This window comes from Rhizobium aouanii (assembly GCF_037002925.1).
Classification (GTDB): domain Bacteria; phylum Pseudomonadota; class Alphaproteobacteria; order Rhizobiales; family Rhizobiaceae; genus Rhizobium; species Rhizobium aouanii.
On the sequence record NZ_JBAMYD010000030.1, the window covers coordinates 35,605 to 56,888 of the forward strand.

The window sequence follows — 21,284 nt, forward strand, 5'->3', positions numbered from 1 at the left end:
GTGTTCAGGCGGCTTTCCAATCGCGGGTACCAGTCAGGATCAGCCGAGCCTGCCTGCGGCATGAGCGAGCATGGTGTAGACCTTGCCCGTATCCGAGGTAAGGTAGGACTGCGTTACCGTCCGGTTCGGGTCGGTGCGAGCGACGTCAGCGAGCAGCTTTTCGAAATCACCGATGTAGCGGTCGACGGCGGTGCGGAACTCCGGTTCGCGGTCATATTTGCGCTTGATCTCGTCGAAGGTCTGCTGGCCCTTCAGCGTGTAGAGGCGGCGGGTGAAGACGTCGCGCTCGCCGCGCTGATAGCGGCGCCAGAGATCGACCGAGGCGTCATGGTCGATGGCGCGGGCGATATCGACCGAGAGCGAGTTCAGTGATTCGACGACGTGGCGTGGATTACGGCTGTCATTGCTGCGCGCGGCCGGTGCGGCAGTTTCCGCCGGGCGGGCAGGAACACGGGCGGCCGCGGCCTCGTCGGCGGCGTCCTCACGCGATGCGCCACGCAGGAGATCGCTGATCCAGCCGCCGCTTTCCGGACGAGTCGGCTCTTGGCGATCTGTTCCCGGGCGACCTGTTTCCGGGCGGCCTGTTTCCTGGCGAGCGGGGGCAGGCGGCGGCGCGGCGCGCTGGGGGGCGGCGGCCGGCGCAGACGGTGCGATCGTTCCGCGCAGACCTGTCGCTTCGATCGGCGGGGGTGCTGCCGGCTGCGGCGGCTGGGCTGCGATCGGCTGGGCGGGACGCGGGGCCGGCTGCACCTGAGCGAGCGTGCGGGCGACGGGCTCGGAGATTTCAAGCTGCTGGCTGGAGCGGCCGACGAGCTGGGAGATATCCTGCAGCGCCTTGATCTGCTCGGCGACGGCCCGGCGCATGGCCGAGGCGCTTTCCTTGGCTTCCTCGGGAAGATCGAAGGCGCCGCGCTTCAGTTCGGCGCGGGTGGCGTCGAGTTCGCTGCGGATGTCGGCGGCGGAGCGGCGGATATCCTCTGTGGCTCCGGAGAAGCGGCCGACGGCATCATCGATCGCTTCGCGTAGCGCTTCGCGCAGGTGCTGGGCGGCGCCGTCGGAGGCGCGGCCGGCTTCGCCGAGCATGCGCTCGACTTCCGACAGCGAGGCCGTGAGACCGCCGCGAATGCGATTGGAGAGATCGCCGGAACGGCGCTCGACATTGGCAAAGGTGCCGTCGATCGTCGTATTGGCCTCGTCGCCGGCGCGGGCGATTGCCTCGCGCATCGTCTCTGCCGCTTCCTGGGCGCGCTTCTCGGTTTCGGTGAGAATGCGGCCAATATCGGCGAAGGAGGATTGCACGCCCTCGCGCAAATTGCCGGTAACCTGGCTGGAGCGTTGCTCTGCCCGTTCGAACACGGTCTCGATCATGCTCCCGAGGCCTTGCATGGTCTTTTCGATCTCCGCGGAGCGCGAGACGAGGCCGACCGAGAGCGTCTGCAGAGCGCTCTCGCGCTCCTCGAGCGTCGAGGCGAGGTTGGACTGGGCGGCGCCGAGAAGCTGCGAGGCCTGGGTCAGAACCTTGGAGTGTTCGTCGAAGCGGCCGATGATGCCGCCGACCTGTGCCAACGTCTGGCCCGAGATGTCGGAGAGGCGATCGACCTTGCCTTCGAGAAGCCTGGTCGAGGCGGAGACCATTTCGGCGGCCTTGGTGGCCGAGTCGGCAAAGCGCGTGGTGGTATCTCCGAGACGGCCGTCGACGCTGGCCAGCTGCTCAGCGGCGCGGTTCATCATCATCGCCATCGCCGCACTGCTTTCCGACATGCGCTCGACGAGGCCGTTGACATTGCCGACCAAGCTGTTCTCGATCGCGCTGACGGCATTGGCGACATTCTCGGTTCGGGCGGCAACGGCGCTGGCGAGCGCTTCGTTTTCGGCGCGCAGACGATCGGCGCTGAGGTTGGCCGCAGCGGTGATGCGGGCGGCGGCCTGCTCGCCGGCATCGGTGTACCGGTCGATGATCGGACGGGCCGTTTCGTCGAGGATGCGCGTCAATTCGACCGAACGGCCTGATAGCATCGAGTTAAGGTCGCGGGTACGCTCTTCGAGCGTGGAGCGGATCGAGTTGCCGCGCGCTTCGAGCGCCCGGTCGATGTCGGAGAACGTCGTATCGATCTCGCGGGCACGCTCCTCGAGATTGGTGCGAATGGCGCTGCTGCGAGCTTCGAGCGCGCGGTCGACGTCCGCCATGGTGGCCGTAATCTCGCTGCCGGCGCCCGACAGTGTCGAGCGGATGGCGTTACCGCGTGACTCCAGAGACTGGCCGGCATCCGACAGCACCTTGGAGATGGCATTGACTTGCGTGCCAACGATGGTCTCGGCCTCGGCGACCTTGTTGACGATGGCGTTGCCGGCTTCCGAGAAAGTCTGGGCGACGGCAGCGGCCTGGCTTGCCAGCCGGTTCTGAGCTTCGGCGACGCGAGTGACGATCTGCGACGAGCGCTCATCCATGGTGCGGGTGAATTCGTCGCTTTTCACATTGAGATCCTCGGCGAATTGCTGGCCGGTCTTGCCAAGCAGTTCGGTGGTTCTCGTCGCTTCGCCTTCCATTCCCTGGGCCGCGTCGGCAACTGCGCTGCGCAGCGTCGAGGCGAGACCAGCGGCCTTGCCTTCGATGGTGCGGTTGACGGCCTCGAGGCCGACGGTCAACGCACGGTCCATCGTAGAGAGGCGTTCCTCGATGCGTTCATTGCCGCGGTCGAGCGTTTCGGCGAGGCTCGCGGTGCGGCCATCGATGGCGCCGGTCAGGCTGGTGGTGCGGCTGTCCAGCGTCTCGGCCAGATTGACGGTGCGGCTGTCGATCGCCTGAGTGAGGTTTGCGGCACTGCCTTCGAGCGTCGCCGAGATGCGCTGCGTGGCGTCGTTGCTGAGCGCGCCGAGACGAGAGACGCCGTCGGCAAGCACGCCGGACAGCTGGCCGCTGGCCGCTTCGACCTTTTCGGCAACGCCGCCGACGCCGTCGCGGATGCGGGTCTCGATCGCCGCAAGACCGGCTTCCACACGCGCTCCGGTTTCTTCAAAACGGCCCGTCAGGCTTTCTACCGACCGATCGAGATGGGTGGACAAATCCTGGGTGGAGCTCGAAATCGCACTTGCCGCCTCCTGGAAGCGGCCGGCGATCTGGCCGGCGCCTGCATGCATGCGATCTTCCAATGTCTGGGCGCCGGCATCGATCGCCTGGCGGATCGCGACCTCACGGTGCTCCAGCGACAATTCGAGCATGCCGACACTCGTCGCCACCGAGGTACCGATGCTGGTCGCCTGTTCGGCAAGCGTATCGCTGATCAGCGCATGGGCCTGGTTCAGCGATAGGTCGATGGCGTTGGCGCGGTCTTCGAGCGTCGTGCGGATGCGCTCATGGGCAGAGGCGAGTCCGCCCTCGATGCGCGCCGCGGCCTCGTCGGCGAGGCCTCCGAGCCGCGTATGTGCATCGGTCAGGCGGCCTTCGATGCGGCCGGTCAAGCCGCCGACGAGATCCTCGAAGCGGGCGCCGCCGGCATCGAGAACGCCCGAGAGGGCAGCGCTATGCTCGGAAAGCGCATTTTCGAGCCGCTGCTGATTGTCGGTATAGGCGGTGCGGATCGCATCGGTCTTGTCGGAGAAGGCACCGGCGACTCGTGCCTCGGCACCGGAGACGGCCTCCATGATGGCGTTGCTGCGGGCTTCGAGCACGCTGTCGAAGCGGCTCTGGTTATCATCGAGCGAAATGGCGAGCGCCATGGTCTTTTCGTCGAGCGTATCGGTGAGCCGATCGTGGGTTGCCGTCACGGCGCCGATGATCGCGGCGGTACGGTGGCCCAAGGCTTCCTCGAGGCGGGTCTGGCCTTCGCTCAGCGAGGCGGCGAGGGCGGCAGCCTTCTGGTCGAGTACACCGTTCAGGCCAACATGCGTGCCGGAAACCGCATTGGTGATCGCATCGGCGCCTGTTGTCAGCGTTTCCTCCAGACGGCTCTGGCTCTCGTTCAGCGAGATGGCAAGCGCCATCGCCCGATCGTCGAGTGTCTCGGACAAGCGGTCGTGGGTGGCGGAGACTGCATTCAGGAAGGATTCCGAGCGGCTCTCCAGCGTATCCTGCAGGCGGCTCTGACCCTCGTTCAGGGAGGCGGCGATCGCCGTCGCCTTTTCGTCGAGCGTTTCCGAGAGACGGTCGTGCGTGCCGGACACAGCCTTGAGGAAGGCTTCGGAACGTGTTTCCAGCGTGTCTTCGATCCGCGACTGGCTCTCATTGAGCGAGATGGCGAGCGTCATCGCCTTCTCGTCCAGCGTCTCGGACAGACGGTCATGCGTGCCGGAGACCGCATTCAGCAGGGCCGCCGAGCGGGTTTCCAGCGTGTCTTCGATACGCGTCTGGGTTTCGTTGAGCGAGATGGCGAGTGCCATCGCCTTTTCGTCCAGCGTGTCGGAGAGGCGATCATGGGTGCCCGAGACGGCGTTCAGCAGGGCTGCGGAGCGGGTTTCGAGCGTATTCTCGATACGGGCATGGCCTTCGCTCAGCGAGGTGGCAAAAGCTGCCGCCTTGCCGTCCAGCGTCTCGGAGAGGCGATCATGGGTGCCGGAGACGGCGTTCAGCAGAGCGGCGGAACGGGTTTCAAGTGTCTCCTCGATACGGGCCTGGCTCTCGTTCAAGGACATGGCGAGCGCCATCGCCTTTTCGTCGAGCGTCTCGGAAAGACGGTCGCGCGTGCCGGATACAGTGTTCAGCAGTGCCTCGGCGCGCGTTCCAAGCGCGTCCTCGATGCGGGCATGGCGCTCGTCGAGCGAAGCCGTCAGGGCGGCCGCCTTCGTATCCAGCGTTTCCGACAGTCGCTCATGCGTGCCCGACACGGCGTTGAGGAAAGCGGTGGAGCGGGTCTCGAGCGTATCCTCGATGCGGCTCTGACTTTCGTTGAGCGAAATGGCGAGCGCCATCGCCTTTTCGTCGAGTGTTTCCGAAAGGCGGTCATGGGTGCCGGAGACGGCGTTCATCAGGGCAGCGGACCGAGTTTCGAGCGTGTCCTCGATGCGGGCCTGGCTTTCATTCAGGGAAATGGCAAGGGCCATCGCCTTTTCGTCAAGCGTCTCGGCAAGACGGTCATGGGTGCCGGAGACGGCATTGATGATGGCGTCGGAGCGGGTCGTCAGCGCTTCCTCGAAGCGGCCGTGATGGGTGGTCAGCGCCTCGATCAATGCGCCGCCGCGCTCTGCCATGACGCTGTCGATACGGCCGTGGGCCGTGCCGAGCGCCTCGCTGATTTCGGCCGCACGGGCGGTAAGCACGCTGCTCAATTCCTCGGCGCGACCGCCGAAGGCAGTGGTCACCTGCTCGGTGCCAGCGGCGACGGCAGTCGCCAGACCGGTGGTGGTGGTGCGCAGCGTGTCGCGGAATTCGGCCGAGCGTGTCTGAAGGTTGTTCTGCAGCTCGGAGGTGCCGGTCGCAAGCGCCAGCGCGATTTCCGAGGTCGCGCTCTGCAGCGCAGAGGTCAGCTCGCCGGTGCGGCTGGTGAGCGCGCTGGTGATTTCGTCCGCGCGGCTGCCGAGCGTGCTTTCCAGCACTTCGTGGCCGGTGGCGAGCGCGGTGGCGAGCGCCAGCGACTGGTCTGATATCGACGAACCGAGCCGGTCGATGCCGGAGCTCAGAATGCCGTCGATCGAATCCGAGCCGCCGGTCAGCGTCTCGTTGATACGGGCGAGGCTCTCCATCAGCTTGGTGTCGAGTGAACCGGTGCGTTTGTCGAAGGCGCTGGTGAATTCGGAGACGCGTTCGTCGAAGGCAGTCGACAGCTGGGCGACGGTCGTCTGCAGCCGCTCCTCGAAGAAGCCGGAGCGCACGTCGAGATCCATGACGGCGTCATCGGCGGTGGTCTGCAGGCTCTGGCGGAAGCTTGCGCCCTTTTCGTCGAGCGCGCTGTTCAGCTTCGACAGCACGTCGTCGAGCGTGCCGCCGATGGTGCGTTCGCCTGACGTCAGGCTCTCATTGATCTCGCGGGTGCGCGCAATCAGTATCTCGTTGAGCTGGTGCGTACGCTCGTTCAGCGCCGCATTCAGCTTTTCGGTGCTGCTATCCATGGTCGAGGCGCGCGTCTCGAACTGGCTGAGCAGCCTTTCGCCATGATCGTTGAGATTGACGGAGAGGGCTTCGAGGCGGTTGTCGAATTCGGTGGCCAGCGCGAAACCCGAAGCGTTCAGTGTCTGCAGCAGGGTATCGGTCTTGGCGGCGAGCAGGCTGCCCATCGACTGCAGGGCGCTGTCCGATTTTTCCAGGATCGTCGCGGCGCGTGTGTCGATCAACGAGGCGAAGGCTTCGCCCGATGTGGCAAGCCGCACCGCGATCTCTTCGGTCGCAAGCGACAGTTCTTCCTTCAACTGGTCGTGGACGGTGCCGATCGAGGTGCGGATACGGTCGGCATGGTTGACGATCGCCTCGCGCTCGGAGCCGAGTTCGTGGACGAGGCCGCGAACGCGCAACTCGTTGTCGGCATAAGAACGTTCAAGCGCATTGACTTCGGAATGGACGAGCGTTTCCAGCTCGGAGGCACGCGCGATGGTGCGCTCGATGCCTTCATTCATGGCCGAGACCTCACGGCGCACGGCCTGACCGACGGTCATGATGCGCTCGGAGGCGATGGTTTCCGGCTCTGCCAGGCGCAACGCCACCTCTGCCATGGAGCGGGCGGCGTTGCGCATGTCCTGGGCGCGGGAGATCATGATGGCGAAGGCATAGAACATCATCACGGGAATGATGATGCCGACGAGGCCGGCGATGACGCCAGGCAGGGCGACTAGATCGGCGAGCGAACGGATCTGCCAGATCTGCGGAGCATAAAGCAGCGACATCAGGCCGAGGCCGGCCATGACCCAAAGCACGGAAAACAGGGTGGCGGTACGCACCGCCGAGCGGCTGGAGGCGCCGTCAAAGGATTTCAGGATAGAGGCGGGCGTATTGCGGCTGGCATCGTTGGCGGGCGCGAAAGCCGGACCCCTGGAAGCCTGCTCGCCAGCGGCACCGCGGCGGCTGCGGCGCTGCGCTTCTTCCTGGGCCTGCTGGTTACGCGCATTTACTGGATCAGACACATTAGCCTCCGGGGCCTGGGGCGCGTCGCCGCGGCGAGACGGTACGTTATCCTTGCTAAAGTCGATCTGGAGCGCCTCGTCCAATGCCTTGAACGCCTTGTCCTCAATTGACTCATTATATTTGTTGTTCGCCATTCGGTTATGCCTCGTTACTGTCAGCCAGTCCGACAGCGCATCCTGGGCTTCCGCCTCACCCGGGAACAACTTTGCCGTTCCAGCCCTCCATCCCAACGAAGGACGGATAAGCATGTCATTTCAGAGTAGATAGCCGCTTTTTCAAACGGAAGGTATCAAAACACTACCATTATCCACTCGCTCGGCAAAGGCGCGTACCATAAACCCGCTCCACCAGTATCGTAGTGACACATCTGGGCTCTTCACACAATTAATGAAGGCTTGAGATTCATGGCTCGTTAACTCGTTGTTAACACCTTTGAATCCTAGCTACGGCTTAAAAACCAATAATTTAGGGATATTTAACGGACGTTAACCATATGGCGAGATTTCCGCCCGGAATGTGCCGGAATTTAACGTGATGGCCACCCTCCTGTCGCAGAACTGTTGCAACTGCAGACGACAGAGACGGGAGAATTGGCAATGGCAGCCCAGATGGCAGCATTGAACATCGTATTCGAGGCGCCGGATAATGCAAAGGGACCGTGTCCTTCCAAGGTCCGGCCGATCGATCTGGTGCATCTCGCAAAGCAGACGATGGGCGACAAGACGCTGGAACTCGAAGTCCTTCAGATGTTTGCGCGCCAGGCCCGCGCATGCCTCCAGGACATTGCCAGCGGCGAAACCATCCGTATCGGCGCAGCCGCGCATCGGCTGAAGGGCGCGGCAAGCTCGGTCGGCGCGTTCCGCGTGTCGCAGACGGCGGAAGCCGTCGAGGAAAACGGCGGCGATGCCGGCGCGACGGCAGCGCTCGGCGCCGCCGTCATCGACGCTGAGAATTTCATCCTGAAGCTCTGCCGCGGCTGATCTCGAGGTTTTTATCTGACGCATGTCGTTGTCCCAAAACCGCTGCGTACTTTTGGGCGACGTGCATAGGATAGCGTTCGAACGAGGCCCATTGTTCCATTGCGGGACCGCGGGTCTTTTTGCGACGTCCCTTATGACGCTTTGAAGACGGCGGGCGAAGGCCCGATCTGCGAGGCTGTGGCAAATTTCCCCAATATTGACTGATGCGTCGAATTGTCGGAAGAAAATCCGCCCACCCACTTGAAGACCGGAAATAGTCCTGATGCCCAAACTTACCATCGTCGCCTTCGACGGCACGCGCTTCGACCTCGACGTCGACCAAGGCTCCACCGTGATGGAGAATGCCGTGCGCAATTCGGTCCCCGGCATCGAGGCCGAATGCGGCGGCGCCTGCGCCTGCGCGACCTGTCATGTCTATGTCGACGAGGAGTGGACGGAGAAGGTCGGCCAGCCGGAAGCGATGGAAGAGGACATGCTCGACTTCGCCTTCGATGTGCGCCCGACCTCGCGGCTGTCCTGTCAGATCCGGATGAAGGCTGTCTATGACGGGCTGGTGGTGCATGTGCCGGAACGCCAGGCCTGACGCGTACTGCGTTTCAAACGTCGCCTAAAAAACTCGATACCAAAAAAGACGCCTCGCGCGCTAGAGCGAGCGAGGCGAGGCGGGCGCATTACCTACGGATGAGGGAGGAACATCCGCGGCTTCGGAACGCGCCAGGAGAACCCAGCGATGAAAGTGCAGATGCCGTACCTGAACTTTCGAATGTGTTCATATTAACGCGTTCCGGTTGAGTCTGCCAGGATGAAAAATGACCATTCAATCGCTGGGGAGGGTGCAAGTTTCGCACAAGTTTCGTTATGCAGCTAAGGTTTTCCGCTCGCAACCAGACTGAAAAAGCCTTATTTTGCGCCGGCTCGACCATTGATTCGATTGTTCAGCAACCTCAGCATCCGCTTCTGGAAATTGACCGCCTCGACCCGGTCGAATCGCGCCTGCTGCCGGTCGTGCTCCTCTATACCGCGAGCTGATTCGTTGGAGACGAGTTCCTGCATGGCTTCGCAGCTGCGCTGCTGCGGCAGCGCGCGGATGGCGCGCTCCATGGCGCGGGCCTGGTCGCGGGCGATCTCGGCATGGCGCTCCTCGTGGCGCTTGATATCGCTCGACAGCGCGTCCCAGATCATCGACAGCTCCTTGCTGGCGCCCTTGCGGCTGCTCCAGCGCGGCAGGATGATCTGGGTGTGGACCGTGACCTTGACGTTGCCGACGCGGCAGCGCCCGTTATTCTGAATATAGGTTGCCTCGCCGCCGAAGCGGATCTTCGTAGCGCCGGGATGGCGCGCCGAGGAACCACTCGCCGTCGGGCCGCGCCGGCTGAGTTCGCGGTCGAGCTCATCCGCGGTTTTGCCGCGAATGTCGAAATAGGAATAGCTTTTCGATGCGATCACTTCGGCTGCCGACGGGCTGCAGAGGGAAAGAGCAATGGAAAAGGCGATAGGAACGACCATATAACGCACTGCAAGCGGCATTCTGAACGCAACCCGTGTTGAAATCGGCAGGAGCTTGGGGCATAGCCACCCCAAGCGCAATATCAGATGGCGCTTTTTTCGTCATCAATGGGATAAGTCTGGTGACAGGGCTCGAAGGCAGCATATGGCGTGTCGGCCATGGCCGGGAGATCGAACTCGGGCGTCGTTCGGTGATCATGGCGATCATCAACGTGACGCCGGACTCCTTTTCCGATGGCGGACGCTTTGAAACCGTCGATGCGGCGGTCGAACAGGCGTTGCGGGCGGTGAGCGAGGGTGCCGGCATTATCGATATCGGCGGCGAATCGACCCGGCCGAACGCAGCAATCGTCAGCCCTTCTGAGGAGCAGGCGCGCGTGCTGCCCGTCATCGAGGCGCTGCGCGGCCGCACCCAGGCGCTGATTTCCATCGACACCTATCGCGCCGAAACGGCGCGGCTTGCAATCAGTGCCGGCGCCCATATCGTCAACGACGTCTTCGGGCTGCAGAAGGAGCCCGATATCGCTGATATCGCCGCGGTGACCGGAGCCGGACTCTGTATCATGCACACCGGTCGCGACAGGGTAAAACTTGTCGATGTGATTGCCGATCAGGTGCATTTCCTCGAACGATCGCTTGATATCGCCGCTGCATCAGGCGTCAACCGCGACCGCATCGTGCTCGATCCGGGCTTCGGCTTCGCCAAGGAGACGCCGGAGGAGAACCTGGAACTGATGGCGCGGTTTTCCGAACTTTCCCGCTTCGGCCTGCCGCTGCTCGCCGGCACGTCGCGCAAGCGCTTCCTCGGCGCCGTGACAGGGCGAGAGGCGCAGGACAGGGATGCGGCAACGGCTGCGACCAGCGCGCTGCTCAGACTTCAAGGAGCTGCGGTTTTCCGGGTGCACAATGTCGCAATCAACAGGGATGCGCTCGATATCGCCGATGCTATGCTTAATGCGCGCCAGGAATTCGAGAGGAAGCGGCCGACATGACCACCTACACGATCACGCTGCAGAACTGCGCCTTCTTCGCGCGCCACGGCGTGCATGACGAGGAGGAATTCCTCGGCCAGCGCTTCTTCGTCGATGCCGAGCTCGATGTCGTCGCCGGCGAGGCGCTGGAAAGCGATTCGATCAACGACACCGTCAATTACGGCATCGCCTTCACCGTGATCGAGCAGATCGTCACTGGCAAGCGCCGCTACCTGATTGAGGCCTTGGCGCTCGATATCGCCAAGGGGCTCTGCGAGACATTCCCGCAGATCCGGCGAGCCAAGATCACGGTGCGCAAGCCGAACGCGCCGGTGCCCGGCGTACTCGATTTCGTGCAGGTGAGCGTTGAGCACTTTGCCTGAGGCCGCATTGCAATCCGCCACACTTGGGCTCGGCGGCAATATCGGCGACCCTGTGAAGGCGATGGCTGCGGCACTGCAGAGGCTGGACGGACGGGACGACTGCCGGGTTACGGCGGTCTCGCGGCTCTATCGCACGCCGCCCTGGGGAAAGACCGACCAATCGTTCTTCTTCAACGCCTGCGCTGCCGTCGAGACCAGGCTGGAGCCCGAGGATTTGCTCGATGTCTGCCTGTCGATCGAACGGGAAATGAAACGCGAGCGCATCGAGCGCTGGGGGCCACGCACGCTCGATATCGATGTGCTGACCTATGGCGACGTGAACCAGGACGCGCCGCGGCTGGAACTGCCGCATCCGCGCATGACCGATCGCGGTTTCGTGCTGATGCCGCTTGCCGACATCGCGCCGAGCCTTGTCGTCAGGGGCAGAGCGGTCAGCGACTGGCTGTCGGATGCCGAGTTGACCGGCATAGAGCTCGCCGACGACAGCCGCGAGTGGTGGCTGAGCGCCTGAAGCAGGGAACCTGAAACGGAAAACGGCGGGAGTCCCGCCGCTTCAGGAAAATCCGCTGTGCGGTTTCTCTATTGGATCGAGCCGACGGCCATCTCGTCGACCTGGCGGGTCAGCGTCAGGCCGATCACCGGGATCATCTGGCTTTCGACCTTGACCGAAACGGTGACGTTCATGGTCTTGTCGTCGCGCACTCGGGCGATCATCGCACCGTTCAGCTTGGCGCGGTTGATGCCGACGACGACGGTATCCTCGCTGACGGCGCCGGAGACGACGTCAAGGCCCTTGCCGGCTGCGCCGTCGAGGAACTTGCCCTTGTAGGTCGAGCCCGACTGCGAGATGACGGCGGTCATCGGCTGCTTGAAGACGCCGACGCGGCAGGTACCGTCGAGCTTGATGCCGGCGCTGCTGTCGCCTGTGGGCTCACCGATCAGGTTGCAGGTGAATTTCGTGCCCTTGTACTTGCCGGCGACGATTTCGCCGGGGCCCTTCCAGGAGCCGGCAACGGAATCGAAGAAGGCCTTGTCACGGGTTGCAGCGGTGGCTGCCGGTGCGACATCTGCGACGGGAGACAATGCCGCGGCGGCCAAGCCGCATACGATGAGAAACTTGCGCGAATACATGGATTTTCCTTGGCAAACACCACTCACGAACTGGCCGCAAGTTTTGCCGAAGAATGGTTAATCCTTCCTTTCGATTGTGCCGAAATGCAAGGAAATGCAGGGCTTTCGTGTGACGGAGATTTTAACACTCCGCCATTACAGCCTTGAATCCGCTGAATCTTCACACACTTTACGTTGGGGAAGGTGAAAGCTGCCGAACCAGTGCGTCATTCAGGGATTGTTGCCGCGCGGCGACATGGAGGGAGTGAGATCGCCGATGAAATCACCGATTCCCGGCCGCTTCAGGGCGCGGAAGGCGAGCGGACGGCAGAGATCCATGGCCGCGATTCCAATGCGGGCGGTCATCAGGCCATTGATGACGCCTTCGCCCAGTCGTGCCGAGAGCTTCGAGGCCAGCCCGTGGCCGAGCACCTGTTGGACGAGGCTGTCGCCGACCGCGATCGAGCCGGTGACGGCCAGATGCGCCAGCACGTCACGCAGCAGACGGAACATGCCGAGCGTGCCGGGTCGGCCGCCGTAAAGCTCGGCCATGGCGCGGATGAGGCGCACGGCCTCGTAGAGCACGTAGAGCAGGTCGACCACGGCGCGCGGGCTGACGGCGGTAACGATCGAGACGCGCTTGGAGGCGTCGACGATCAGCGCCCGGGCCTTGCGGTCGAGCGGAGCGAGCAGTTCCCGTTCGGCCAGCGCGATCAGATGCGGGGGATCGATGACCTCGCCCTCGGTCGCCTTCAGCGTCGCACGGCCCTTTGAAGTCTCGGGATTTGCCGAGAGCAGCGCAGTCAGCTGCGCGACGACGGCGCGCGCCTTCACTGGTCGGGTTTCGAGCATCGCCGCGTCTGCCTCGGCCTTGATCGTCTGGACGGCGGCAAGGCGCATCATGCCGACGGTTTCGCGGATGACGAGGGCCAGCACGGCAAGGATGCCGACCGCGAGCACGGCAAGGGCGGCATAGCCCAACCAGTCGGCGCGGGTGAAGAGATCGCGGATCAGGCGATCGGTCCAGAGGCCGATGGCCAGAGACAGCAGGATGCCGAAGGCGCCGGCGGCGATCTTGCCGAAGGAGGTCCGCCGCTTGCGCGGCGCGGCAGCGGGGACCGCGCTCAGATCCTTGTCGGGATTGAGGAAGGGATCGTCTTCATCAGGCGTCACGACGATATTCTCGGAGAAGCTTTCCGGCTTGCGACGCTCACCTCCTCGCCGGCCGTTATCGCGCGGCTCGGCGGCCTCGTCCTCGTAGCTGAAGGCGGCGGGCGCGCGGCGCGGCGGATCGGACGGGGGCTTGCTCATGCGAGACGGTCTCCGAACAGGAACTGCATGGCGCGGTCGAGGCGGATATGCGGCACCGACAGCTTGATGCCGCCACCGGTTTCCTCGAGATGCGGCGGGCGGAACCTGACGACGTTGACATCGGGCAGCTGCAGGCCGGTCTCGCCCGAGGCGATGCGGTCGAACAGGCTTTCCGGATCCTCCGGCAGGTCACCGGGGAAGATCGCGGTCTTTCTCTCCCCGTCGAAGCGCTCGCCGGCGATGGTTTCGCCCTCCATCGGCGTGCCGACGATGACCGGCAGTTCATGGCCGTCACGCTTGACGGTCGCCTCGCGGGTGGCGCGCACGGACGCAAGCGCCATGACGTCGATGCCGGCGCCGGCCATGCCGATGCGGTCGATGGCGCGATCCACCAGGCGGCGGGTCAGCGCATCGAGCCGGTCGTGGCTTTCATGGTGAAGATGATCGGCCTTGGTGGCAGCGACCAGCACGCGGTCGATGCGCCGCCCGAGCAGGGAGGATAGCAGCGAATTGGTGCCGGGGCGGAAACAGGCGAGCACATCGGTCAGCGCGCGTTCCAGATCCTGCACGGCTTCAGGGCCGCGGTTCATCGCCTGCAGCGCATCAACCAGGACGATCTGACGATCGAGCCGGGCGAAATGCTCGCGGAAGAAAGGTTTGACGACGACCGATTTGTAGGCCTCGTAGCGCCGCTCCATCATCGTCCAGAGCGAGCCGCGGCCTGGACGGCCGTCCGGCAGAGCCAGCGGCGCGAAGGTCAACGCCGGCGAGCCGTCGAGATCGCCGGGCAGGAGCAGACGGCCAGGCGGCAGGGTGGAAAGCGAGCGTTCGTCTGCCTTGCAGGCTTTGAGATAATCGGCAAAGGCGGTGGCGAGGTCGCGGGCGACCATCTCGTCGGCGCCGGCATGGATATCGGCGGCGCGCGTCAGCGCCAGCCACTGGCTCGATAGTTCGGAACGGACGCCGGTTTCGGCAAGTGCCAACGTTTCCTCGCTGAACGTTCGGTAATCCTTGCCGAGCAGCGGCAGGTCGAGCAGCCATTCGCCGGGATAATCGACGATATCGATCGACAAGCGGCCAGGCGAAAACAATCGATTCCAGCCGCTGGCGCTCTGATAATCCAGCGTGATGCGCAGTTCGGATATGGCGCGGGTCGAATCCGGCCAGATACGGTCCTTCACCAGCGCGCGGATATGGTCCTCGTACTGAAAGCGCGGCACGGCATCATCCGGCTGCGGTTCCAGCCGCACCGCCGAGACGCGGCCGGATTGGACCGGCTCGAATAGCGGCAGTCGGCCGCCATGCAGCAGATTGTGAACCAGCGAGGAGATGAAGACCGTCTTGCCGGAGCGGGAGAGGCCGGTAACGCCGAGCCGCACGGTCGGATTGACGAGGCCGCTCGCCCGGTCGGCGAGATTGTCGAAGGCGATGCGGGCATCATCGGCAAAGGATGTCAGTCGTGGCGGCAAGGCGCAATTCCGGTTGGTGACTGCCCGCAATATAGGAAGGGCGCGCCGCCCGCAAAAGAAGCGGCGCTAGAGCATTTCCGTTTTTCTTCGAATCACGGAAATGCTCTATTTCATTGTTTTTTCGCGATTCCCGGCAAAAGCGCTTCGCGCTTTGCCTGGCAAAACCGCGGCACACTTTTGCTGGAATTGCTCTAGTCTTCAGACGACGACGAAATCGCTGAGGCGCCAGACGGCGGCGGGAGCGTCGTAATCGACGACGGCAAGGCCTGCCGTCGGGAAGCCGCCAGGAAGGGCGCTTACCATCGCCTCATGACCGATCAGCGCCTCCAGCGCTTGTTCCATGGTTGGATTGTGGCCGACCAGCATAACGGCCGCCTCATCCTGGGCGTCGACGATATCGAGATAGGTATCGACCGTGGCGTTGTAGAGCGCATCGACATACCGCACGTCGAGCGTGACGCCCATCGCCCGGTGGACGGCGCCTGATGTGTCGCGGCAGCGCAGCGCCGTCGAACTGATCAGAAGATCGGGACGGTAGCCCTTGTCGGCGGCCTTATCGGCGATGATCTCGGCATCGCCAAAGCCCTTTTCGTTCAGCGGCCGGTCGAAATCGCGCTGTCCGGGTTCGGCCCAGGCGGCCTCGGCATGACGCAGGAGATAGATGCGGTTGGGCGGAGGCAGCGGTACGGTCATGGGCAAATCCAGGATCGGGCGGGTCTTTTCAGTAGCGGTTGCGATTGGTCGCCGTCAATCGCCAGGCGGGCCGCAACTGCCTAAAACGTGGCCGACAACACGGCGTTTTGAAGGCGAAGCAAAAAACGGCGGCCGGAATAACCATGACAAAATAGATCGTTAGCTAAAAATTGTGACAGATTTAAAAATCTGTTTACCTGTCGTATTTGGCTTGAATCGCGACTAGCGCTTGGGATATACACCCCGCCAGATGAGATGTTCTTCAGGAGAATCGCGTTGAGTGAGAAGATCGATCTTAGCAATTACGTTCCCTCGGAAGAGGAAGAGTTCATGAACGTAAACCAGCGTGCCTATTTCAGGTCCAAGCTGGTTGCATGGAGAAATGATATCCTTAGAGAAGCGCGCGAGACACTCGACCATCTGGCCGAGGAAAGCGCAAACCATCCTGATCTCGCTGACCGAGCGTCGTCGGAAACAGACCGGGCGATCGAACTTCGCGCCCGTGATCGGCAGAGAAAGCTGATTTCCAAGATCGATGCGGCACTGCAGCGCATCGAAGACGGCACCTACGGCTATTGCGAGGAAACCGGCGAACCGATCGGCCTCAAGCGTCTTGACGCGCGCCCGATCGCGACATTGTCGATAGAGGCGCAGGAGCGTCACGAACGCCGCGAAAAGGTCTATCGCGACGAATGAGAGTTTTCATGCAGGCATGAGAGCAGAACAGGCGCCGCGATCTGATCGCGGCGCCTTTTACAATTACGGTGAGCTTCCGGTTGCTACAGACCGCCACCATTGCTCCCGGCCGGTCTCGTCGGCGAGGTCGACTGCAACTCTGGTGCCGTTCTTGATCCGCCGCCGCAAAACGTCGGCTCGATTCGAATCCGTCCGCAGCATGCCGCCATCGTGAAGAGCCTGTAGCCGGGTGCGTGAAACTTGCAACTCGGACGCCAAGAGGCGGTCGAGGCGCGTGCTGGATGGAAACGGAACCATCAGTTCGATTTCCAGTCTCGTCCAATTGGCAGTTTCCTGCTGCATCTCTTTTGCGATTTCAAATTCGGCAAACTCCTCGACACGCTGCGACTTGCGCCTGAGAGCTTCGAGGTTGAACGTTTCTGCCCGGATCCAATCCGGATCGCTGGACTGCAACGCCTCAATGACTGCGGAATCGATGTCGCGAACATTCCGACGCTCGAAGATCGGACGATTCCACGTCTTTTCGCAGCTCGAGCATTTGTAGATAAGCCAGGCATCGAGCTTGCGGCCATTGGCGTTGAGCCGGATCTTGTCGCTGCATCGGAAAGCTCTGAGGCCCCCGCAGCCGCTGCATACAATCCAGGGCTGGGGCGCCGTTTTCGGCAGAATGGTCCATCGGACCCAAAGGGTATTGCACATATCGTGTTGGTCTTCCGTTCGGAAGTCCACCAGGATGATGCGTGAGAAAACCCTTGCGGGCGCGGTGTGGCGATGTTCTGGGCGGCGGAAGAGCTGAGACAGCGGAGCTGCACATGGCACATGTCAACAATGCCAAACCGGTCTCTCGCCACCACCCGATGAACATGTTCATACGCCGTCAGTGTGTCGCTGTCCGGCAGTACGGGTGAAACTGGAGTGAGACCGGTATTTACTTAGGCAAAGTATGACCTCGATGCGCCAACGCTCTTCAACCGGAGCGATAACAAATTATCAGCACAAGATGGAGTCCCCTGACGCATCGGGAACTGAAAGTCGCCGCATTGCGGCTTTTATGCAACTTGATGATGAAGGAAGGTCGGATGTGCGTTTCCGCTCACTTGTCGCGCCCGGGTCACTTGTCGCGGTTGACGCTCATCTCGCCGAAGATGCGGGCGACTTCCTTTTGCAGATCGGTATCGGCGCCGGTGATCGGGGCCATTTCCGGATCGCGGCGCGGCAGGTTTCCGGGTTGCGGCGCTCCGGGCCGAGGCGCCTGGTTTGCCGGCGCCGGCACGATGCGTTCGGCCGTCAGATTGTTCGACATTTCCTGTTCCAGCACCCGCTGGAAATCAAGACGGCTCGCTGCTGCCGACTGCGCAGCCGAATCGTCTTCGGCGCTACCTGGCGCGGCGCGTGCGGCCGCCGGCATGTCCTTGACAGGCGGGGCGGAGACCTCGGGTTCGATGCGCTGATGCGGCAGCACGCGCTGGCGGGCGGCATCGAGGATTTCGGCGGCACTCGATGTATCGTGGAACGGTGCGGGCTGCGCGGCCGGGGGAGCGACCGGACGCTCCAGCGGACGCGGCTGGGGTGGGACGGCACGCAGAGGATTGTCGCGTTCGGCCGACAGCGGAGCTGTCACGGGCTCTGCCGGAAGAGGGCTCGTGACCACCGGCGGTGCCACGGCCGGCTGAGCTGGCGGTTGGGCCGACGGTTGGGCCGACGGTTCTGGGCGCGGGCGCGGCTCCGACGGAACCGGCGCGGAGAAAGCGGGCTCGGCCGCCGGCTCGACACGGGCTGCGACCGGCGGGCGTGGTGGCGAGACCGGCGGCGTTTCCGGTCGCGCGACGGATATCGGATGCTGCTCAACGGGATGGGGGCGGTTGGCGCTTTCCGGCTGCTCGGCTGCCGCGGGCAGGATACGGCTTTCGATGACGATATCGCTCGGGCCGCCGATCATGATCAGGTGCTCGACGTCGTCGCGGCGCACCAGTACCAGCCGGCGACGGGCATCGACGGCTGCGGCATCCAGCACCTGCAGGCGGGGCTGGCGATTGCGGCCGCCGCGCACGAAGGGCGAGGGCGCCCGGCTGCGGATCACCCAGAGCACGATGATGAGCAGGAGAAGCGCCAGACCGACGCCACCGGCCGCCAGCAGGAAACGGCTGCCATAAGCTCCGACAACATCATCCAACATAGTCACTCACTCCATTTCGCATTCGGCACATATTGACGACTTTTCCGTTCCTTAGGCAAGGGCCGCCGATGCTGTCCAGTCACGGGAGAACGCGATTTCGTGTTCCGCTGCAGACACTCGGCGACCTTGTGAACGGGTGGCAGCGTTGGGCTTTTGGGGCAGATGGCGCTGTTGCCTGTGAATTCAAGCAGTCTTGCCGGCCAGCGGTGTTTTTGCCGACGCGGCAAATTGCTAAGAAGGAAAGAGTGCCTGATTCCTGCTTCGTGTTCGTGCTACGAAGCGGGAGGGCTTATGTGAGGAATATATGACGAAACCGCGTCAGGCCGACGACTATAACGCACCGCTTGTGGATCGTGGGGGGCGTTCTGGCACGGTCTTGCGCATTCTTCTGCTGGCGCTCGTGCTGATCGCGGCGGCCGGCGCCTTCGTCTTCTTCAAAAAGTCGCTCGACAACGAGGTCGTGCTTGGCGGTCTCGGCGTGCTCGCCATGGTCGGCATCTTCTTCCTGGTGTCTTCGGTCATCGGCTTCATCGAGGTGATGCCGCAGCACCAGTCCGACAGCCTGGCGCGCGCCTTCCTCAACAGCCATCCCGACGGTACGCTGATCACCGACGAAAAAGGCCGGATCATCTATGCCAACGCCGCCTATGGCGCGCTGACCGGCGCGCGCAAGGCGACCGAGGTGCAGACGCTGGAAACGCTGCTGTCGCGCCACCGCGAATCCAACGAGGCGCTCTACAGGCTGGTCAACGGCCTGCGCGAGGGCAAGGAAGGCCGGGAGGAGTTTCGCCTGTTGCGCGCCGTCGGGCCTGGCAGCAACAGCTCCGGTGCGCATTGGTACCGGCTGAAGGCGCGGCTGCTGCAGCCGGAGGAGAACGGCGGCAAGCCGCTGCAGATCTGGCAGATCACCGACATCACCGCCGAGCGCGACGACCAGGAGCGCTTCTTCAAGGAACTGCAGAACGCGATCGACTATCTCGACCATGCGCCGGCCGGCTTTTTTTCCGCCGGCAGGAAGGGCGAAATCTTCTACCTGAATGCGACGCTTGCCGAGTGGCTGGGCCTCGACCTCACCAAGTTCGTGCCGGGTTCGATGACGATCGGCGACGTCGTGGCGGGCGAGGGACTGGCGCTGATCCAGTCGGTGCAGGCCGAACCGGGCCTGAAGAAGACCGTGACGCTCGATCTCGACCTGCGCAAGAGCAACGGCCAGAGCCTGCCGGTGCAAATCGTTCATAGCGTCACCTCGATGCGCGACGGCGCTCCGGGCGAAAGCCGGACGATCGTGCTGGCGCGTGAAAAGAGCGATGCCGGCGGCCAGTCCGCTTCGGCCGCCGCCATGCGTTTCACACGCTTTTTCAACAATACGCCGATGGCGATCGCCTCGGTCGACGGCGACGGGCGCATCTTGCGGACCAACGCGCCGTTCCTGAAGATGTTCTCCGGCGTCGTCTCGCGCGACGACCTCGAAAAGGCGCCGCATCTTGAAACCATCGTGCAGGAGAGCGACCGGCCACAGCTCGTCGCGGCGCTGGCGGCGGCCAAGGACCGGCAGGGCGACATCGCGCCCCTCGACACCCGGACGCCGATCGACGAGGCGCGCTATTTCCGCTTCTATGTCAATGCCGTCATCGACCAGAGCGACGAGGCGCCAGAGGAGGCGGCGATCGTCTATGCCGTCGAGGTGACCGAGCAGAAGGCGCTGGAGGCGCAGATGGCGCAGACGCAGAAGATGAATGCCGTGGGAACGCTCGCCGGCGGCATCGCGCATGATTTCAACAACGTGTTGACGGCGATCCTGCTTTCCTCCGACCACCTGCTTTTGCAGGCGCGGCCTTCGGATGCGAGCTTTGCCGACCTGATAGAGATCAAGCGCAACGCCAACCGCGCCGCAGTGCTTGTGCGCCAGCTGCTCGCCTTCTCGCGCAAGCAGACGATGCGGCCCTCGGTGCTGAACCTTACCGATGTCGTCGGCGACCTGCGCATGCTGGTCGACCGGCTGCTTTCAGGCACCAATGTCAAGCTCGACGTGCAATATGGCCGCGACCTCTGGCCTGTCAAAACCGACCTTTCGCAGTTCGAGCAAGTGTTGATCAATCTCTGCGTCAATGCGCGCGACGCGATGCCCGAGGGTGGCACGCTGACGCTGCGCACCCGCAATCTGACCGCCGCCGAGGTCTCGGCCTTCAACTACTCCTACATGCCGGCCGAGGACATGGTGCTGGTCGAAGTAGCCGATAACGGCACCGGTATCGCACCGGAGATCATGGACAAGATCTTCGAGCCCTTCTTCACCACCAAGGATGTCGGCAAGGGCACGGGTCTTGGCCTCGCCATGGTCTACGGCATCGTCAAACAGTCGGGCGGCTACATCCAGCCGGAATCCGAAGTCGGCAAGGGCACGACCTTCCGCGTCTTCCTGCCGCGCCACATCCCGGAGCCGGCGGTAGCCGCCGAAGCAGGCTCGATCGACGGCGCCATCGCCGGGGCCGAATTGGTGCCGCTGCCGGTATCGCCGCAGCAGCCGGAAGACCTGACGGGATCGGCCGTTATCCTTCTTGTCGAGGATGAGGAGGCGGTGCGCCGCGGCGGCAAGCGCATGCTGGAAACGCGCGGCTATACCGTGCACGAGGCAGGCTCGGGCGTCGAGGCGCTGGCCATCTTGGAAGAACTCGACGGCAAGGTCGATATCGTCGTCTCCGACGTCGTGATGCCCGAAATGGACGGTCCGACGCTGCTGCGAGAGCTGCGCAAGACCTATCCCGACATGAAGTTCATCTTCGTCTCGGGTTACGCCGAAGATGCCTTTGCCCGCAACCTGCCGCCCGAGGCGAAATTCGGCTTCCTGCCGAAGCCGTTTTCGCTGAAGCAGCTCGCTGTTGTGGTGAAGGAGACGTTGGACGGGTGAGGGTATGGGTCAGAGAGGTCGTGCCGTACCGCA

General features: G+C 63.4%; 15 protein-coding genes. 7 read left to right on the forward strand and 8 right to left on the reverse strand.

What is annotated here, in order from left to right; all coding sequences use genetic code 11:
* Positions 1–39: 39 nt before the first annotated feature.
* Positions 40–7,182 (reverse strand): apolipoprotein A-IV repeat region-like domain-containing protein, encoded by a 7,143-nt coding sequence (locus V8P77_RS33155; RefSeq protein ID WP_335916556.1) that lies wholly within the window; start codon positions 7,180–7,182, stop codon positions 40–42.
* A gap of 462 nt (positions 7,183–7,644) precedes the next feature.
* Here V8P77_RS33155 and V8P77_RS33160 point away from each other — a divergent pair, with 462 nt between their 5' ends.
* Positions 7,645–8,028 carry an Hpt domain-containing protein gene (locus tag V8P77_RS33160; RefSeq protein WP_003540152.1) on the forward strand — a complete coding sequence of 128 codons (384 nt, stop codon included), beginning with the start codon at positions 7,645–7,647 and terminating at the stop codon, positions 8,026–8,028.
* Between the two features lie 262 nt (positions 8,029–8,290).
* Positions 8,291–8,611, forward strand: coding sequence for a 2Fe-2S iron-sulfur cluster-binding protein (locus V8P77_RS33165; RefSeq protein ID WP_003540151.1), 321 nt, complete (start codon positions 8,291–8,293; stop codon positions 8,609–8,611).
* Between the two features lie 317 nt (positions 8,612–8,928).
* Here V8P77_RS33165 and V8P77_RS33170 read toward each other — a convergent pair whose 3' ends face one another.
* Positions 8,929–9,555, reverse strand: a complete 627-nt coding sequence (locus tag V8P77_RS33170; protein ID WP_131666877.1) for a DUF922 domain-containing Zn-dependent protease — start codon at positions 9,553–9,555, stop codon at positions 8,929–8,931.
* Positions 9,556–9,656: 101 nt separating this feature from the next.
* On the opposite strand from V8P77_RS33170, the gene folP reads away from it, so the two are divergent.
* From folP to folK, 3 genes are read left to right on the forward strand one after another with little or no spacing between them, the layout of a single operon-like run.
* Positions 9,657–10,526 carry a dihydropteroate synthase gene (folP, locus tag V8P77_RS33175; protein WP_168287496.1) on the forward strand — a complete coding sequence of 290 codons (870 nt, stop codon included), beginning with the start codon at positions 9,657–9,659 and terminating at the stop codon, positions 10,524–10,526.
* Positions 10,523–10,888, forward strand: coding sequence for a dihydroneopterin aldolase (gene folB / locus V8P77_RS33180; protein WP_027667693.1), 366 nt, complete (start codon positions 10,523–10,525; stop codon positions 10,886–10,888). Before folP ends, folB begins: the two co-directional genes overlap by 4 nt.
* Positions 10,881–11,399 carry a 2-amino-4-hydroxy-6-hydroxymethyldihydropteridine diphosphokinase gene (gene folK, locus V8P77_RS33185; RefSeq protein WP_335916572.1) on the forward strand — a complete coding sequence of 173 codons (519 nt, stop codon included), beginning with the start codon at positions 10,881–10,883 and terminating at the stop codon, positions 11,397–11,399. Before folB ends, folK begins: the two co-directional genes overlap by 8 nt.
* Before the next feature lie 68 nt (positions 11,400–11,467).
* Here folK and V8P77_RS33190 read toward each other — a convergent pair whose 3' ends face one another.
* The 4 genes from V8P77_RS33190 to V8P77_RS33205 all read right to left on the reverse strand — a co-directional run bounded on the left by V8P77_RS33190 (position 11,468) and on the right by V8P77_RS33205 (position 15,471).
* Positions 11,468–12,019 carry a hypothetical protein gene (locus V8P77_RS33190; protein WP_027667695.1) on the reverse strand — a complete coding sequence of 184 codons (552 nt, stop codon included), beginning with the start codon at positions 12,017–12,019 and terminating at the stop codon, positions 11,468–11,470.
* Between the two features lie 210 nt (positions 12,020–12,229).
* Positions 12,230–13,309: a YcjF family protein gene (locus tag V8P77_RS33195; protein WP_335916562.1), complete on the reverse strand. Its 1,080-nt coding sequence runs from the start codon at positions 13,307–13,309 to the stop codon at positions 12,230–12,232.
* Entirely contained in the window at positions 13,306–14,778 is a 1,473-nt protein-coding gene (locus V8P77_RS33200) for a YcjX family GTP-binding protein (protein ID WP_335916564.1), read from the reverse strand. Before V8P77_RS33200 ends, V8P77_RS33195 begins: the two co-directional genes overlap by 4 nt.
* A 198-nt stretch (positions 14,779–14,976) precedes the next feature.
* Complete coding sequence (locus tag V8P77_RS33205) at positions 14,977–15,471, reverse strand: SixA phosphatase family protein (RefSeq protein WP_335916566.1); 495 nt, start codon at positions 15,469–15,471, stop codon at positions 14,977–14,979.
* A gap of 276 nt (positions 15,472–15,747) precedes the next feature.
* On the opposite strand from V8P77_RS33205, the gene dksA reads away from it, so the two are divergent.
* Entirely contained in the window at positions 15,748–16,167 is a 420-nt protein-coding gene (dksA, locus tag V8P77_RS33210) for an RNA polymerase-binding protein DksA (protein WP_003540142.1), read from the forward strand.
* Between the two features lie 63 nt (positions 16,168–16,230).
* Here the strand turns inward: dksA and V8P77_RS33215 are convergent, their stop codons facing one another.
* Positions 16,231–16,866 carry a DUF1062 domain-containing protein gene (locus V8P77_RS33215; protein ID WP_335916568.1) on the reverse strand — a complete coding sequence of 212 codons (636 nt, stop codon included), beginning with the start codon at positions 16,864–16,866 and terminating at the stop codon, positions 16,231–16,233.
* A 412-nt stretch (positions 16,867–17,278) separates the two neighbouring features.
* On the reverse strand, positions 17,279–18,349 hold the full coding sequence (locus V8P77_RS33220) for a flagellar biosynthetic protein FliO (protein ID WP_335916569.1): 1,071 nt from the start codon (positions 18,347–18,349) through the stop codon (positions 17,279–17,281).
* A gap of 298 nt (positions 18,350–18,647) precedes the next feature.
* On the opposite strand from V8P77_RS33220, the gene cckA reads away from it, so the two are divergent.
* Entirely contained in the window at positions 18,648–21,251 is a 2,604-nt protein-coding gene (gene cckA, locus V8P77_RS33225) for a cell cycle histidine kinase CckA (RefSeq protein ID WP_335916570.1), read from the forward strand.
* The last annotated feature ends 33 nt before the right edge of the window (positions 21,252–21,284 follow it).

Excerpts from the sequence above, each read along its gene's own strand:
- V8P77_RS33155 (WP_335916556.1), bottom strand. The coding sequence starts at position 7,182 with ATGGCGAACAACAAATATAATGAGTCAATTGAGGACAAGGCGTTCAAG.
- V8P77_RS33160 (WP_003540152.1), top strand. The coding sequence starts at position 7,645 with ATGGCAGCCCAGATGGCAGCATTGAACATCGTATTCGAGGCGCCGGAT.
- V8P77_RS33165 (WP_003540151.1), top strand. The coding sequence starts at position 8,291 with ATGCCCAAACTTACCATCGTCGCCTTCGACGGCACGCGCTTCGACCTC.
- V8P77_RS33170 (WP_131666877.1), bottom strand. The coding sequence starts at position 9,555 with ATGCCGCTTGCAGTGCGTTATATGGTCGTTCCTATCGCCTTTTCCATT.
- folB (WP_027667693.1), top strand. The coding sequence starts at position 10,523 with ATGACCACCTACACGATCACGCTGCAGAACTGCGCCTTCTTCGCGCGC.
- V8P77_RS33190 (WP_027667695.1), bottom strand. The coding sequence starts at position 12,019 with ATGTATTCGCGCAAGTTTCTCATCGTATGCGGCTTGGCCGCCGCGGCA.
- V8P77_RS33195 (WP_335916562.1), bottom strand. The coding sequence starts at position 13,309 with ATGAGCAAGCCCCCGTCCGATCCGCCGCGCCGCGCGCCCGCCGCCTTC.
- V8P77_RS33205 (WP_335916566.1), bottom strand. The coding sequence starts at position 15,471 with ATGACCGTACCGCTGCCTCCGCCCAACCGCATCTATCTCCTGCGTCAT.
- V8P77_RS33215 (WP_335916568.1), bottom strand. The coding sequence starts at position 16,866 with ATGTGCAATACCCTTTGGGTCCGATGGACCATTCTGCCGAAAACGGCG.
- cckA (WP_335916570.1), top strand. The coding sequence starts at position 18,648 with ATGACGAAACCGCGTCAGGCCGACGACTATAACGCACCGCTTGTGGAT.